Source organism: Marinobacter sediminum (assembly GCF_023657445.1).
Classification (GTDB): Bacteria; Pseudomonadota; Gammaproteobacteria; order Pseudomonadales; family Oleiphilaceae; genus Marinobacter; species Marinobacter sediminum_A.
Map to the genome: position 1 here is coordinate 607,974 of NZ_JAGTWY010000001.1, position 14,935 is coordinate 622,908.

13 protein-coding genes and 1 tRNA gene are annotated in these 14,935 nt (G+C 54.6%); 7 read left to right on the plus strand and 7 right to left on the minus strand.

What is annotated here, in order from left to right:
• Positions 1-105: 105 nt before the first annotated feature.
• Genes lpxC through KFJ24_RS03000 form a run of 3 tightly spaced genes read left to right on the plus strand, consistent with a single transcriptional unit; the run spans position 106 to position 2,050 of the window.
• Entirely contained in the window at positions 106-1,086 is a 981-nt protein-coding gene (lpxC, locus tag KFJ24_RS02990; protein WP_250829606.1) for a UDP-3-O-acyl-N-acetylglucosamine deacetylase, read from the plus strand.
• An 11-nt stretch (positions 1,087-1,097) separates the two neighbouring features.
• On the plus strand, positions 1,098-1,514 hold the full coding sequence (locus tag KFJ24_RS02995) for a hypothetical protein (protein ID WP_250829607.1): 417 nt from the start codon (positions 1,098-1,100) through the stop codon (positions 1,512-1,514).
• Positions 1,511-2,050: a hypothetical protein gene (locus KFJ24_RS03000; RefSeq protein ID WP_250829608.1), complete on the plus strand. Its 540-nt coding sequence runs from the start codon at positions 1,511-1,513 to the stop codon at positions 2,048-2,050. Before KFJ24_RS02995 ends, KFJ24_RS03000 begins: the two co-directional genes overlap by 4 nt.
• Positions 2,051-2,164: 114 nt before the next feature.
• Here KFJ24_RS03000 and KFJ24_RS03005 read toward each other — a convergent pair.
• Together KFJ24_RS03005 and KFJ24_RS03010 are read right to left on the minus strand one after the other, a co-directional pair.
• A tRNA-Pro gene (locus tag KFJ24_RS03005) sits at positions 2,165-2,241 on the minus strand.
• Positions 2,242-2,355: 114 nt separating this feature from the next.
• Positions 2,356-3,999 (minus strand): FMN-binding glutamate synthase family protein, encoded by a 1,644-nt coding sequence (locus KFJ24_RS03010; RefSeq protein ID WP_250829609.1) that lies wholly within the window; start codon positions 3,997-3,999, stop codon positions 2,356-2,358.
• A gap of 250 nt (positions 4,000-4,249) precedes the next feature.
• Here KFJ24_RS03010 and KFJ24_RS03015 point away from each other — a divergent pair, with 250 nt between their 5' ends.
• A complete protein-coding gene (locus KFJ24_RS03015) occupies positions 4,250-5,839 on the plus strand; it encodes a BCCT family transporter (RefSeq protein WP_250829610.1) in 1,590 nt (529 codons plus the stop codon).
• A gap of 63 nt (positions 5,840-5,902) precedes the next feature.
• On the opposite strand, the gene KFJ24_RS03020 is transcribed toward KFJ24_RS03015, so the two are convergent.
• The 4 genes from KFJ24_RS03020 to KFJ24_RS03035 form a co-directional block, all read right to left on the minus strand.
• Positions 5,903-6,850 (minus strand): alpha-L-glutamate ligase-like protein, encoded by a 948-nt coding sequence (locus KFJ24_RS03020; protein WP_250829611.1) that lies wholly within the window; start codon positions 6,848-6,850, stop codon positions 5,903-5,905.
• 1 nt (position 6,851) lies between these two features.
• Complete coding sequence (locus tag KFJ24_RS03025) at positions 6,852-8,369, minus strand: inactive transglutaminase family protein (RefSeq protein WP_250829612.1); 1,518 nt, start codon at positions 8,367-8,369, stop codon at positions 6,852-6,854.
• Positions 8,366-9,163, minus strand: coding sequence for an ATP-dependent zinc protease family protein (locus KFJ24_RS03030; RefSeq protein ID WP_250829613.1), 798 nt, complete (start codon positions 9,161-9,163; stop codon positions 8,366-8,368). Before KFJ24_RS03030 ends, KFJ24_RS03025 begins: the two co-directional genes overlap by 4 nt.
• Positions 9,164-9,345: 182 nt before the next feature.
• Entirely contained in the window at positions 9,346-9,735 is a 390-nt protein-coding gene (locus tag KFJ24_RS03035; protein ID WP_250829614.1) for a hypothetical protein, read from the minus strand.
• Between the two features lie 286 nt (positions 9,736-10,021).
• Here KFJ24_RS03035 and rmuC point away from each other — a divergent pair, with 286 nt between their 5' ends.
• The gene (gene rmuC / locus KFJ24_RS03040; RefSeq protein ID WP_434967995.1) at positions 10,022-11,653 is read left to right on the plus strand and encodes a DNA recombination protein RmuC; all 1,632 of its coding nucleotides are present in this window, start codon (positions 10,022-10,024) and stop codon (positions 11,651-11,653) included.
• Between the two features lie 5 nt (positions 11,654-11,658).
• Positions 11,659-12,516: a hypothetical protein gene (locus tag KFJ24_RS03045; protein WP_250829615.1), complete on the plus strand. Its 858-nt coding sequence runs from the start codon at positions 11,659-11,661 to the stop codon at positions 12,514-12,516.
• A 6-nt stretch (positions 12,517-12,522) separates the two neighbouring features.
• Here the strand turns inward: KFJ24_RS03045 and KFJ24_RS03050 are convergent, their stop codons facing one another.
• Positions 12,523-13,542 carry an AraC family transcriptional regulator gene (locus KFJ24_RS03050; protein ID WP_250829616.1) on the minus strand — a complete coding sequence of 340 codons (1,020 nt, stop codon included), beginning with the start codon at positions 13,540-13,542 and terminating at the stop codon, positions 12,523-12,525.
• A 192-nt stretch (positions 13,543-13,734) separates the two neighbouring features.
• Here KFJ24_RS03050 and KFJ24_RS03055 point away from each other — a divergent pair, with 192 nt between their 5' ends.
• Entirely contained in the window at positions 13,735-14,856 is a 1,122-nt protein-coding gene (locus tag KFJ24_RS03055; protein ID WP_250829617.1) for a CaiB/BaiF CoA transferase family protein, read from the plus strand.
• The last annotated feature ends 79 nt before the right edge of the window (positions 14,857-14,935 follow it).

The following is a 14,935-nucleotide window of genomic DNA, read 5'->3' on the forward strand; positions in this document are numbered from 1 at the left end:
CTTGGCGCGGAAAGACAAGTAGATGATAAGTGTTCGGCTCGGACTGATCAGAAACCGGGCTGCCCACGGCATATGCTAACTCTCAAATGAAACGGAGGGTATGCAATGACTAATAAACAACACGCAGCGGGAAAAAGCGAATCCCTGCAATGCACGATAGCCAAACCCGTCCACTTCGTGGGTCGGGGTCTGCACAGTGGCATGCCGGTCAGTATGACGTTACGACCGGCTACCGCCGATACTGGTTATGTATTCCATCGTCTTGATGTGGCGCCGCCGCACAATCAGGTGGCGGCTCGTTGGCTGAGTGTCTGTGATACACGCCTGTCGACCACCATTGGCAACAGTGCGGGTGTTACCGTCAAAACAATCGAGCATTTAATAGCGGCTTTGTCGGCCTGTGGTATAGATAACTGCCGTATTGATATTGATGGGCCGGAAGTTCCGATTATGGATGGCAGCGCAAAACCTTTTGTCGATCAGATACTGGCCACAGGCAGCCGGCAATTAACGAAGGAGCGGATGGCTATTGTGATCACTGATCCGATCTGGGTCTCTGAGGGCGATGGTAAGGCCGGATTCGTCCCTTTTCCGGAGTCGTGGATTGATATGACCATCGACTTCAAATCTTCCGCGATTGGCAGGCAGCGAGTGGTGACTCCGGTTACCTGCAGTCATTTTAGTGAGCACATCTCGGCGGCGCGTACGTTTGGTTTTGCTCAGCAAATTGAAACGTTAAAAACTTTGGGCCTGGCCAAGGGCGGCTCGCTACGCAATGCAGTTCTTATTGACCAGGATCAGGTCGTAAATCCGGAAGGTCTGCGCTTCGACAATGAATTTGTACGTCATAAAATCGTCGATGTCATCGGGGATTTGTCGTTGCTGGGCGTGAAAATTGTGGGTTGTTTCGTCGGTCAGTGCAGTGGTCACCGATTAAACAATCAGTTGCTTCGTGATTTGATGCTGCAACAGAAGCACTGGGTTTACACGACTTTATCCAATGCGATAGAAAATTGGGAGCAAATCAGGTCCGGCTCAGGTAAGAATCAGTTTGAGCTGGCGAGGCCCGAGCAGTTTGCTAATTGAATGGTCAGGGAATGGCGATTTTTCTTGTCATTGCAGGAGACATTATTTGGCATAGTCTTAATGCGAGGTCTCCAATGCAGGAGCGGGGCTATACCGTCGCCGAATTGGTCGAGGCCAAGACTGAGATTCTCAGGCTGCGTGCCCAGATGCGACAGATTGACCACATTCCCAGCAAGGTCGTGTTTAATCCGGTCGTAACAAACATTGGGCCGCTCGCGTCAGTCACCTATATGGAAGCCATGGCGATACCGGAACGCTTTGAGGAATCAACCCAGTACATTTTGCGTACCACACTCTTTGACGGTGAATCCGGCAACTCTATCTGGCAGATGTTCTCCACTACAGTCGACCCGAAATCCCTGGAACAGGCCACCAGAGAGTTTTCCCGCGTCGTCGTCCGCGAACTCCAAAAATCCTTCACCGAATGAGCGTCCCAACGACAAGTCGCACCCCCCAACCGTTTGTTGCAATGATTCTGGGCCTGACCCTGACAGGTTGCTCCCTTAACCAGACACTCAGCCTGGGCGTGGACGATCCCTGCGATTCCCTGAAATCCATTATTGCGGATTATCCGTCTGGATTTGCCCAGTACCGCGGAAGGTCCAACAACTTCAAAAGCGTGACGGTTTTTTCGGCAGAGGAGGAGATCATCAAGGGGCACTGTGAGATCTGGTCCTGGGCTAACAACGATACGGCCTATGTCTGCTCAGCCAATGCGCCCAATGATGAGGTGGCCGCCGCACGTTACAACACAGCCGTCAGCTCAACATCCCAGTGTCTCGGCACCACCTGGCAATCGGACGAAAGCGATCGCGTCCGGGACGGCGAAAAAGCCGGTGTAGCCACGCACTTTAAGTCACCGGATGCGGCCGATCCGGGCGTGTCGGTTCACAGGGTTGCGTTCAAGGGCAATTCCTCGGTTTATGTCTACGTCGGTAAGTCGGGGCAGACGGGCGACTTCTGAACCGCGCGATCTGGAAAAGCGCAACGCGGGTGACCAAACGGTGACGAGAAATGATGTTTTCCAGAAACAACAAAGCCCGGATCTTTCGATGCCGGGCCAAGTGTTTGATCTGTCTGGTCGGGACGGTAGGATTTGAACCTACGACCCCCTGCACCCCATGCAGGTGCGCTACCAAGCTGCGCTACGCCCCGATTCGCTGTGTGCCTTAGAGAAACTTAAGAGTTATCTCAGTGGCTTAGCGGGAGCGAAGTCTACACCAGCCCATCGGAAAAATAAACAGGCTTTGAAGATTCTGTGCGGGGTTTTTAGCGAAGTTTGGTCTCCCTGAGTTTACGGATAAATTCGGGGGGCTCGAAGCTGTCGGGTGTCGCTTTCTGCCAGTATCTGTCGTACAGGGTGTGTCCGGTCTCACCTTCAAGCAGTTCGCCCGGCTCAAGAAACGGAAACAGGTCCATGTAGGAGTGAACCTCTGTCCGGGATACCCGGCGTACCACGTGTTCTGGTCCCAATTCCGAGGGGTGACGAAGGCCGGAAGCTTCCAGCAGGTTTTGGAGGGCATCCAGAGTATTCTTGTGGAAGTTGTAGACTCGCTTGCTCTTGAGCTCCACGTCCAGTTTCTCTCCCCGGCGGGGGTCCTGCGTGGCTATGCCGCTTGGGCAGCGCCCTGTATGGCAGTTGAGGGCCTGAATGCAGCCCAGGGAGAACATGTAGCCTCGTGCCGAATTGCACCAGTCGGCGCCAAGGGCCAGTGTCCGTGCGATGTTGAAGGCAGAGGTGACTTTTCCGGCTGCGCCAATTGCGATGTCCTCCCGGAGATTGGTGCCCACCAGGGTGTTATGGACCATTAACAACGCTTCGGTCATTGGCATACCAAGGCGGTTAATGAATTCCAGGGGGGCGGCACCGGTTCCGCCTTCGCCACCATCAACCACAATGAAGTCGGGTTTGCGGCCGGTTTCAAGCATGGCTTTGACGATGGCAAACCATTCCCATGGATGGCCGATCGCGAGCTTGAACCCCACAGGTTTTCCGCCAGACAGCTCTCGCAGGTGGTCAATGAATTCGAGCAATTCGATGGGTGTTGAAAAGGCGGAATGGCTGGCTGGAGAAACACAGTCCTCGCCGATAGACACTCCACGGGCTTCTGCGATCTCGGGCGTCACTTTTGCACCAGGCAAAATGCCGCCATGCCCGGGTTTCGCTCCCTGGGATAGTTTGACCTCTATCATTTTAACCTGGTCAAGCGCGGCGTTCTCCCGGAACATTTTTTCATTAAAAGAACCATCCTCGTGGCGGCAGCCAAAGTATCCAGACCCAATTTCCCAGACCAGATCCCCGCCCGGCTGCCTGTGATACCGAGAGATGGAGCCTTCTCCTGTGTCATGGTAGAAACCTCCCATTTTGGCGCCGGTATTCAGGCTCAGGATGGCGTTCGCAGAAAGGGAGCCAAAGCTCATGGCCGAAATGTTGAATACGCTTGCACTGTATGGCTTTGCGCAATCCTTGCCGATCAGGATCCGGAAGTCGCTGCTGGTTACTTTGGTGGGCGTGAGTGAATGGTTCATCCATTCAAAACCCTCTTCGTACATGCCCAGCTGTGACCCGAACGGTCGCTTGTCCAGGACGTTCTTCGCGCGCTGGTAAACAATAGTGCGCTGTTCCCGGGAAAACGGTCGCTCGTCAGTGTCAGACTGGATGAAGTACTGGCGGATTTCGGGGCCAATGGCTTCAAGGAGGTAACGAAAGTTGGCGATTATCGGGTAGTTTCGGCTGACAGTGTGACTTCTCTGAAGCAGATCATAGGATCCCAGAGCTGTCAGCATGCCGAAAGCCAGCGGGAAGGCATAGCCGGCTCCGACAGAAAGACTGATTACCAGCGACAGCAAAAAGCCTGCAATGCTCAATCCGTATATTGTGTACCGGAGTGGGAAAGTTTTTGTTTTCTCCATGCATACCTCAAATGGGTTCGATTTGCCTGAAAGCGGGTGTGGTTGGCACCGAGTATATCGATACGCGAGGAAATAAGTAGTCGATTGCTGATGCTTATACCTTTCCAGTTTGTAATGCTGGTCTATGCTAAAACCTTGGGCAAAGGAATGACCGACCTTTGATGTTTTGAGTTCAAAACATTATTATGTACCGCTTGTAATCTTTGAACACCGATTCCGAAACTGATTTTCAATTCAGGAGGCGCCAATCGTGGGCGAGGTAGTTAAAGACGAATACCAGACGGATTACGTCGCAGGTCAGGATAATATCAATCCTTTGGGCCTGGATCTTCACGCACCAGTATTCCCGATAACGGCAATACTGGTCGTGCTCTTCGTAATAGGTACCCTCATTTATCCGTCCGAGGCGAAATCGCTTCTGGACGGTGCAAAGTGGGACATTATTGCGACATTTGACTGGTTCTTTCTAATCAGTGCGAACATTTTTGTGGTGGTATGCCTGGTCTTGATCTTCATGCCAGTAGGTAAGATCCGCATTGGCGGCATGGACGCCAAGCCGGAATTCTCCACTATGTCCTGGTTTGCCATGCTGTTCGCAGCGGGCATGGGCATTGGTCTGATGTTCTGGGCCGTTGCGGAGCCGACTGCGTATTACACCGGTTGGTACGAGACGCCGTTCAACGTTGAGGCAAACACCCCGGCTGCGGCCGACCTTGCGATGGGCGCGACGATGTACCACTGGGGTCTTCACCCCTGGGCTATCTATGCCATTGTGGCGCTTTCCCTGGCGTTCTTTGCGTACAACAAGAACATGCCGCTGACCATTCGTTCGGCTTTCTTCCCGCTGCTCAAGGATAAAGTCTGGGGCTGGCCCGGACACATCATTGATATTCTTGCTGTGGTTGCCACCATCTTTGGTCTGGCGACATCCCTTGGGTTCGGTGCTCAACAAGCCGCCTCTGGCCTGAATTATCTGTTTGATATAGGCGCTGGAACCAATGTGCAGATGGCGATTATTGTCGGGGTAACTGCTCTCGCCCTGCTGTCGGTCCTGCGCGGCCTGGATGGCGGTGTAAAAGTGCTGAGTAACATCAACATGGCAATGGCCGGTATCCTGCTCTTCTTTGTCATTTTCGCCGGTCCGACCATGAGTATCCTGGAAACTATCTGGGTTACTTCATCCAGTTACGTCGGTAACATTGCTCCACTGAGCAACCCGTTTGGTCGTGAAGATGAAGCCTGGTTCCAGGGCTGGACCGTGTTCTACTGGGCATGGTGGATTTCCTGGTCACCGTTCGTAGGCATGTTTATCGCTCGTGTGTCCAGGGGACGTACCGTTCGGGAATTCATTACAGCGGTTCTGATTATTCCTACCGTGATAAGCATAGTGTGGATGAGCGCCTTTGGCGGTTCAGCACTGGAGCAGATCCAGAATGGTGTTGGCGCGCTGGCCGAGAATGGCCTCACAGATGTGTCTCTGGCTATGTTCCAGATGTTCGCCAACCTGCCGCTGACCGGGATTATTTCGTTTGTTGGCATTATTCTGGTTCTTGTGTTCTTCGTAACCTCCTCGGATTCCGGGTCACTGGTTATCGATAGCATCACCGCCGGTGGTAAGACTGATGCACCTACTGCCCAGCGCGTTTTCTGGGTAGTCATGGAAGGCGCGATTGCCGCGGCCCTGATCTTTGGCGGCGGTGCGGATGCACTAGGCGCGATCCAGGCAACTGCAATCAGTGCGGGTCTGCCCTTCACGGTTATTCTGCTGGTAATGACCTGGGGCTTGCTGAAAGGTCTGACGCATGAGCGTAAGCTTCTGATTTCCAGAGGCGAAATGTAAGTACGCCATCGTTGATTGAAAAAACCGGGGCTTCTGCCCCGGTTTTTTTATGCCTGTTATTTACTAGAGAGCTGCGAATGTCCTCATGGCAAAATCCGCCCGCTCTTGCGGTGTGAAGTGCAGGCGCTTGAGACTTTCAATGGACCTCAGTCGCGGCAGGAGGCCTCGTCCGTTTGCCATCTGGATGGCGAGCCCGGGGCGGGCGTTCAGCTCAAGCAGAAGCGGACCTTCAGTGGCGTCTACCACCAGATCCACGCCCATATAGCCCAGCCCTGTTGCCTCGTAACAACGAGATGCCATTTCCAGCATTTCGCCCCAGGCTTCGATTTCGATATTTTCCAGGGCCAGACCGGTATCCGGGTGTAGGGTAATGGGACGGTTGTATTGCACTGCATTCAAACTCTTGCCCGAGCCGATGTCCAGGCCGACACCAACCGCGCCCTGATGAAGGTTAGCCTTGCCGTCAGATGCGGTTGTTGCAAGCCGCAGCATAGCCATCACGGGGTAGCCCTGAAACACCACAATTCGAATATCGGGAACGCCCTGGAATGAATACCTAGCCAGGGACGGCGCTGACTCCACCAGGTTTTCAACAATCGCAACGTCTGGCGTGCCGGCCAGGGAGTAAAGCCCTGCGAGGATGTTAGTGAGATGGCGCTCCAGATACGGCGCATCCACGCGTGCGCTCGACGCCTTGATATATTCTTCATTGTCACGCCCGGTAATGACAGTAATGCCCTTACCGCCGGATCCTTTGGCAGGCTTGATCGCAAAGCCTTCCAGACCCTCCGCCATTTCCCGGAAGTGGGAGATTTCATGTTGCTGGCGCACCACCTGCAGCAGCTTGGGTGTTTTGACTCCGTATTCGGCTACCGCAAGTTTGGTCTTGAGTTTGTTGTCCACGAATGGATAAGAGGAGCGCTCGTTGTAACGGGCAATGTAATCCACATTGCGCCGGTTCATGTTGAGCATGCCCAGCCGGTTAAGCCGTCGAGGTGAGATCCAGTCCATATTAGTCGTAGACCTTCATGGGCGTGAAACGCTTCAGTTCGCTGAGCTTGTACCCGGTGTACTGACCCATGAGCAGAATCAGTCCCAGAATGGCCAGATGAAGCTCCGGGAAGTTGAAGGTCAGATGACCTGCCAGTGGCGCACTCATGAGGAGGTACGCACAGATCGCCACAAACAGGCTGCCTGTGCCCTGAACCAGGACTTCGCGCCCTCCTTCCTCCTCCCACAGGATAGACATCCGCTCAATGGTCCAGGCAATGATGACCATGGGGAAAAATGTCACGGTCATGCCGGTATTGAAGCCCATCTGGTAGCCGATAATGCTTAGCCCGGCGGTTATGAATATCACCAGGATGATAAGGGCGGAAATTCGGGAGACCAGCAGCAGGTTAAGGCTGGAAAGATACCCTCGCATCAGCAGGCCAATGGCGACCACGGCAAGAAAGGCAATGAGCCCCGGCACCAGTGTGGTCTGTACAAAAGCAACCGCAATCAGGACCGGCATAAACGTTCCCGATGTGCGGACACCAATCACAATCCGCATGAATGCCACGACCAGCGCACCCAGGGGGAGCAGCAACAGCATTCGGAACATGCTCTGTTCTTCGATGGGCAGTTCATAGAAGCTCAGAAAGCCGAGCCCGGTGGACTCGAACTGCATGGTGGCCAGTTGCAGGGCCGGGACAGTTTGCCGAAGCATGGAAAAACTGACCTCGGAATTATCACCGCCCACCACATCAAGCAGGGAGGCCGAACCTTCCCGCCAGAGCAGGAGGTTTTCGGGGACGCCTTGCTCTGCGGACTGCGGATCGAAGGTCAGCCACTGCTGACCATCATAAATCTGCAGGAATGTCATTAAGCTCTGGCGGCGTCTGGCATCCTCAAGCTTGAGGCCATCCGCGGTGCGTGCGGGAATGCCCGAGTGGTTAAGCATGTCTACGAGCAATTCCAGATAGTTCTCTTCAGCAACCAGCAAGGTTGTGTTCTGGGTGCGGGTATCAGGCTGCATCAGGCGAATGAGCTCGCGGGTCATACTTTCCGGCGTACTGGATCTCTCCCTGGCCCGCTCAAGAATCTCTCGTACAGCGGTCGCCTGCGGTTCTTCCCAGAAAACTCTACGGGTTTCCGGTGTCGTGATCGGCAGGACACTTTTGGCGGTTGTATCAGGAACAAACTGCGCCTTGAAATACAGGGTTTGCGGGCCGGATACGCTGCGCTTGGTCCACTCGGCCCGCCGGTTGCCGGACTTTTCAATAATGGAAAAGCCGTAGCCTGGCGATGCTGCCTGTTCGCTAAGGAGCCTGAACCCGGGTGGTTGGCCCGGAACCTTCAGGCTGGCCAGTACCGATTCATTGGTGGCGTCAAAATCCACCCGGGCTTCGACCATCCACACCGGGCGCTGTTCGCCGGTGAGCCAGGGAATGCCCAGTTCGATGTGGCGCCAGATGGCCAGGGATATTCCGGTGGCAATGAGCAGCAAAACGGCGATGTAGAATGGCAGGCGGGAGCGGTTGGTCACGAGTCTTTCCTGCTGTTAACGAGAGTCTCGGGCAGTTCAGTGGCGAACTCCTTACCCACATCAATCAACATTACATCCCGGAGCACATTGCGCCCGATAAGTACTTCATAGCTCAGGTTGGTGCGATCGGTCAGAGTAAATTCAGCAACCTGCTCGTGGTCGCCAATGGCGAACTGCAGCTCCACCACGACCCGTCGTTCGGGTTCGTTGGCACTGGCCTGGATCACCTTTACCCTGCGTGAAATCTCTTTCTCGAGAGTGATCAGCTTATCCGTTCCAGTTACCGGGACACCGAAGCGAACCCAGTTGCTGCCATCCCGCTCGAAGCGCGTGATGTTTCGCGCATCGATCGATGATGTTTCAGCACCGCTATCGATGCGTGCTGTATAGATCTGCTCGGGCTCGGCCAGGTATATTTTCTCTACCTCACCAACAATGACTTTGCCCTTGAGCCGATCTGCCCGTCCCTTGGAGGACTGAGAAGCGGCGCAGGCACTTTGCGTCGGAATCGCGGGGCAGGTTGGCTTTTCGACCTGGGTCTTGATGGCATTAAGAATGGTTCTGGTAGAGTCCCGGTGTTGCTCCAGGACCTGGTTGTGGCGCACGGTCTCGTTGCCCTCCATGGTGACCAGCGTCGCACGCTGGGCCTGAACGGAGGTGGTCAGTTCGCTGAGATCCTGCTTCTGGACCATGAAGTAACGGTCTGTTGAGCATCCGGCTAACAGGAATAACATACCAGAGGCCAGCAGCATGGAAGAAAGAGAGGAACCAGCTGGTAATCGTGTTAAACCCATGAGAATGCCCCTGAGCCGAAAGCCAGTCACGATCCCGAAAGCATAGCAGGTGTGATGGTCTAAGGCTGTGTAACTGAAAATATGTGGAGCATGATTATACAACAACCCATCTATGTGGTTGCTTTACAGATGGTTAAGGGGCGGAGATTGTGGGCACTTTCTCAGTACCGGAGTGTAAGTAGTTACCGGGGGAGGACATGTCCTTCCCCCAGGTCTGTTTCGGACCGGAGGTATTCCTGAATGACAGGCGAGCAGTTGAGGTAGAAGAGTAAAAGCTCCCGCTGGACGTCCTGATCCTGAATCCTGGCTGCGAAACTGATGAGGTCGCGGATGGCTTCATCACTCCCCGAGCTACAGTCTTTGGCGTTAAAACTCCTGCCATATCTGGCTTTCAGCACCTCTGTCAGCCTTTCCAGGTGGAATTCTCCGGTATGGGTGATATGGGGGAGAATATGGAACTGGTCAGAGCTTTTCGAGCCACGCTTTCCGAACAGGCCTGAATTGCCCTCGGCTGCTGAGTCGCCTGCTTGCAGGAAGTCTGCTCCAAGTTTTCGCCAGAGTTCTTTTAGCATGGTCCGTTTTCCGTATCTGGTTCCATTCCCTTCCGCGCTGCGGTTAAAAAAGCGTAATGCCGCTATCCTGAAGGGACAACTTATCCTTTTAGATTATTCTACGTATCCCGTCTACAGGCAGATTCACACGGTTTGCAAATTTGCAAAGCAGTCGAGATGCTAACAGAGCCGAGTGATACAAGAGACGGGCCTTCAGGAAAAAGGTTCCGTTGATGGGGTAGACTGTAACCTTCGACAATAAGCCTGGTTCTCGCCAGGGACTGAACAAAGACAGGAGTGTTCCGCAGTGCCAGAAGCCGTCACCGAATTGTTATTATCCCAGCCTGACTTAATGGCCGGATGGATAGTTGTACTGGTGATTGCGGTTTTCGTACTGGCCGGTCTGACGGCACGCGCTGTGGCCAATAAACGAAAACTGGTCGACGAACTTGCTATCCTTGACAGAGAGCGTCAGGAAGCGGAAAACCTGCTTCAGAATGCCCGGCATCAGGAGGCGATGGACCGACAGCAGGCAGAATATCTTGAGCGGGCGCTTGATGAACAAAAAGCCCGGGTGATCAAATACGAACAGGACATCGAGCAATGGCGTCAGCAGGCATCCGGGCTGGAAAACCGCGTAGCTGGCCTGGAGTCCGACCTTGAAGGACGTAAGCACCGAATCTCGCAATTGGAGGGTGAGCGTCAGATCCAGCAGCACAGGGCGGATGGGCTTGCCAAAGAGCTTCATCAGGCTCAGGTTGAGTTGCGAGAGCAGGAAGTAACCCTGGACAGGGAGCGGCGTTCGACGTCTGAGAAGCTGGAGTTGCTGGAGCGTAACCGTGATGCTTTGAAGCAGGAATTTGAGAATCTTGCCAATAAGATTTTTGAACAGAAAAGCGAGCGTTTCAGCCAGCAAACCCGGACCAGTCTGGATACGCTGCTCACTCCATTTCGCGACCAGCTTCAGGACTTCCGCAAACGGGTGGAGGATGTATACACCACGGAAACCCGCGATCGCCAGGCCCTGAGAAGTGAAATCAAGTCTCTGCAGGATTTGAATCGTCAAATCACGGAAGAGGCGTCTAACCTGACCCGTGCCCTGAAAGGCGACAAGAAAATTCAGGGTAACTGGGGAGAACTGATTCTTGAGCGGGTGCTGGAGAAATCGGGCCTGCGCAAAGGTGTGGAATATGACACACAGGGCAGTTACCGGGACAGCGACAACCAACTGCTCCGGCCCGATGTTGTTGTCCACCTGCCAGACAGCCGAAACCTGATAATCGATTCCAAGGTGTCGCTGGTGGCGTATCAGCAGTGGGTCACCGAGGAAGATGATACGGCCAGGGAAGCGGCACTCCAGCAGCATGTTGAAGCGGTAAGAAATCATATTCGCACGCTCAGCGAGAAGGATTACAGCCAGTTGAACGGTCTCCATTCTCCGGACTTTGTGCTGTTGTTCATGCCCATCGAGCCCGCTTTTGTAGCGGCATTTCAGCAGGACGAGAACCTTTTCGCAGAAGCCTTCGAGCGAAAGATTATTGTAGTAACACCGACCACCTTATTGGCGACGCTGCGAACCATTGAAAATATCTGGCGTTATGAAAGACAGAGCCAGAACGCTCGACGGATTGCCGACAGGGCCGGTGCTGTCTACGACAAGCTTCGGGTGTTCGTTGAAGCTATGGAGCGTCTCGGGGGGCAGTTGCATACTGCCCAGGGCTCCTATGATTCGGCCATGAATACCCTGACCAGAGGGCGTGGCAACCTGATTTCACAGGCCAACCGCTTTGTGGAGCTTGGGGTGAGGGTCAAGAAGGAATTACCAAAAGCCATTATGGACCAGGCGGAAGTGGACGTCGGAGATGAGTCGGGAGACGACGAACATGACTCGCCGGAGACCGAAGAGCAGGCGATTGGTGCAGACAACCAGCAGGAGTGAATGCCATGGCAGTATCGTTTGACAAAGGTCGTCAGCTGGCCCGGGGGGTTATCCTGGCGTCGGCGCTGTTAGCAGGGCAGGCATCGGCCCTTGCGCCCGAACATGAGGTGCGCCGGTTGATGCTGGCAACAGAGGAAGCCGTGGCGGCAGAAAGCTGGGGTGAAGCAGGTGAATATCTGAACCGGCTTCAACAGCTTGAAGGCAGCAAGCCGGCTGATTACTTTTATTACCGTGGGCGTGTCATGTATCAGGCTGCCCATCTGAACGAGGCGCAGTCTGCTCTGGAATCCTATGTTGGGCAGGCCGGTTCCGAAGGCGGCCATTATCAGGAAGCCCTCAAGCTCATTACCGAGGTTGAGAAAGCCCGAAAAGAGCGAGCCTTGGCGCCACAAGGTGGCAACTCTGATACCAGTAAGGTTGCGGTGATAGAGCCAGCTGGCGATCAAAGCATTACCTCGTTGCGCAAGCTTTACCTGGCCGACTCAGACCGGGAAGCGCTGACGCTTCACCTGAACAGTTTGCTGGAAGTCGCGGGCTGGCGTCAGGATCAGACCATCGTTCAGGTGGATAAGCCGGCCGACGTGGAGTACAGGATCAGTGCTGCAGAGAGCAACATTAATGTCCAGGAAATACGCCGGGACGCCGGTGGCCGGGTTGTTCGTAAAACCCAGTCCATGTCCGTTTACGGTGTAAACCCGCAGGTTGAGTGGGGCTGTGAAGCGACAGCAGCCGCTTGCTGGATTTACGATCCGAGGGATGGCTCCCGGTTGCTGCAGTTGGCGCTTGATCGTGGGCAGGCCCGCGAAGTTGCCGAAACGCTGGGCCAGCTTATCCGCAACCTTCAGTCGCCAACGGGCGACTGAAGGCTTTCACTCCGGCAGATTGCCCCGCTCGCCTTCACGATAGGCACCCGGGGTAACACCGGTCCACTTCTTGAAAGCCCGGTGGAAGGTTGATGGCTCGGTGAATCCGACCTTGCTGGCGATATCGTTGATCGGCAGCTCCTGTCGGCTCAGGTAATAAATCGCCATGTCCCGTCTGAGTAAATCCTTGATCTCCTGAAATGATGTGTTTTCCTGCTTGAGCCGTCGCCGAAGCGTCTGGGGGCTGGTATGCAGTTCGGCCGCAATCCATTCAAAATCCGGCAATGGCCTGGAAAAGTCCCTACCGATGAGTGCGCGAATGCGACCAGTGAAGGTGTTGCTTTCGTCAGGACGGGATAACAGGTCTGCCGGCGAAGTTTTGAGAAACTGCCGCATTTCAGATTTATCGCGAATGACCGGCGCCGAGAGAAATCGCTTGTCGAAGGTCAAAGCGGTGCGGTCTGATCCGAATTCCAGCGGGCAGTGGAAGATGTGGCGGTATTCGTCACCATGAGGCGGTCGGGGGTAATCAAATTCCGCTTTTTCCAGTTCCACCGGCTGGCCAATCAGCCAGCTTCCCAGGCGGTGCCAGATAACCAGGATGCTTTCCCGTAGAAAGTAATTCGGATCGTGTATTTCACCTTCAATGCGAGTTACCAGTTGGGCATTTTCACCGCCGGTTTCCAGCTCCATGGCAATCATGGGGTCAAACAATCGGGAGAACTGGAACGCTTGGCGATAGACCGCCTCGAGATTGGGGCAGTCGATGACCAGGGCGCACATGGTCGCAAATGTGCCGCTGCGGGCGCGCCTGGGGCCAAAACCCATGAACTCGTCACTTAACCTGTTCCAGAGTACCTGCATTAAATGACTGAACTGGTCACTGCTGACCCGTGCCATTTCGATACGCAGAAGATCCGGAGATATGCCTGCTTCCTTCAGCATCTCCAGAGTATCAAAGCCAAGATCCTCCGCTCCGACCAGAGCGGCCTGAACAAAGTGTCTTGAAACCGTCAGGTTGGACATGTCACTCGCCATTCCATAAAAACGAAACCCATCATAAAACCCCCGCGGAACAATGCAACCGAAGTCCTGTCCGCCAACTGTAAGAATCGGCCAATAGGAATGACGTAAGCTGCAGTTGGCCCCGCCGGAAAAACCGGGCAGCATGAGACATCACGATAAAACCGACAAAAACAGACATGAAAGGAGTGAACCATGGCCGGACCCTTGACCTCACTAAAAGTCCTGGACTTCAGTACCTTATTGCCGGGGCCTTACGCCACCATGATGCTGGCCGATATGGGGGCGGATGTGTTGCGGGTGGAGGCGCCGGACAGGGTGGATCTGACCCGGGTAATGCCACCACATGATGCCGGCGTGAGCACGGCCCATGGCTTTCTGAGCCGTGGCAAGAAGTCACTCGGGCTCAACCTGAAAGAGGAGGGGAGCAGGGAGAAAATTCTGGAGCTGGTCAAACACTACGACGTTGTCGTCGAACAGTTCCGCCCAGGCGTGATGGACCGGCTTGGTATTGGCTATGAAGCCCTCAAAGCGATAAACCCTCGCATCATCTATTGCTCCATTACCGGTTACGGCCAGACCGGCCCCTACAAGGACCGCGCGGGCCACGACATCAATTATCTCTCCCTGGCGGGCGTCAGCAGCCACTGTGGCCGAGCCGACAGCGGACCGCCACCCATGGGTATTCAGATTGCGGATGTGGCTGGCGGTTCGCACCATGCCGTTATGGGCATCCTGGCTGCGGTAATACACCGACAGCAGACCGGAGAAGGGCAGTTTGTTGATATCAGCATGACCGATGCTGCCTTTGCGCTGAACGCCATGGCCGGGGCGGCCTGCCTGGCTGGAGGCCAGGAGCAGAAGCCAGAGAGCGCGTTGCTCAACGGGGGCTCCTTTTACGACTACTACCAGACCAGCGACGGTCGTTGGCTCTCGGTGGGCAGCCTTGAGCCCCAATTCGCTTCCCGCCTGTTCCACACCCTCGGGATTTCTGAGGTTAATAGCCTAGCCATGAGCCAGAATCCTGAGCATCAGCAACACCTGAAAATGGTTCTGAAAGAAAAAATTGCTGAGAAACCGCTGGCTGAGTGGCAGGAGATTTTTGCTGATCAGGATGCCTGCGTGGAGCCGGTGCTGACGATTTCCGAGGCGGCTGAGCATCCACAGCTCAAGGCCCGGGAAATGGTGATCGGCGTTGATCGAGGAGACGGTACTCAACAAATGCAGATCGGGTTCCCGATTAGATTCGAGAAAACGGCCGCCACAGCGGATTGGGTGGGGAAGCCGCTGGGTTCTGATAACGAGGAATTTCTTTGAGTAAAAACGTGAATAACTGTTCAGTCCTACTGGTCGAAATTTGACCATCTGCTAGCTTTATTAGTGTCACCAATAACGG

Coding starts and splice junctions, on each gene's coding strand:
- lpxC (WP_250829606.1), top strand. CDS start 106: ATGACTAATAAACAACACGCAGCGGGAAAAAGCGAATCCCTGCAATGC.
- KFJ24_RS03055 (WP_250829617.1), top strand. CDS start 13,735: ATGGCCGGACCCTTGACCTCACTAAAAGTCCTGGACTTCAGTACCTTA.
- KFJ24_RS03010 (WP_250829609.1), bottom strand. CDS start 3,999: ATGGAGAAAACAAAAACTTTCCCACTCCGGTACACAATATACGGATTG.
- KFJ24_RS03035 (WP_250829614.1), bottom strand. CDS start 9,735: ATGCTAAAAGAACTCTGGCGAAAACTTGGAGCAGACTTCCTGCAAGCA.
- KFJ24_RS02995 (WP_250829607.1), top strand. CDS start 1,098: ATGGCGATTTTTCTTGTCATTGCAGGAGACATTATTTGGCATAGTCTT.
- KFJ24_RS03000 (WP_250829608.1), top strand. CDS start 1,511: ATGAGCGTCCCAACGACAAGTCGCACCCCCCAACCGTTTGTTGCAATG.
- KFJ24_RS03030 (WP_250829613.1), bottom strand. CDS start 9,163: ATGGGTTTAACACGATTACCAGCTGGTTCCTCTCTTTCTTCCATGCTG.
- KFJ24_RS03050 (WP_250829616.1), bottom strand. CDS start 13,542: ATGTCCAACCTGACGGTTTCAAGACACTTTGTTCAGGCCGCTCTGGTC.
- KFJ24_RS03020 (WP_250829611.1), bottom strand. CDS start 6,850: ATGGACTGGATCTCACCTCGACGGCTTAACCGGCTGGGCATGCTCAAC.
- KFJ24_RS03045 (WP_250829615.1), top strand. CDS start 11,659: ATGGCAGTATCGTTTGACAAAGGTCGTCAGCTGGCCCGGGGGGTTATC.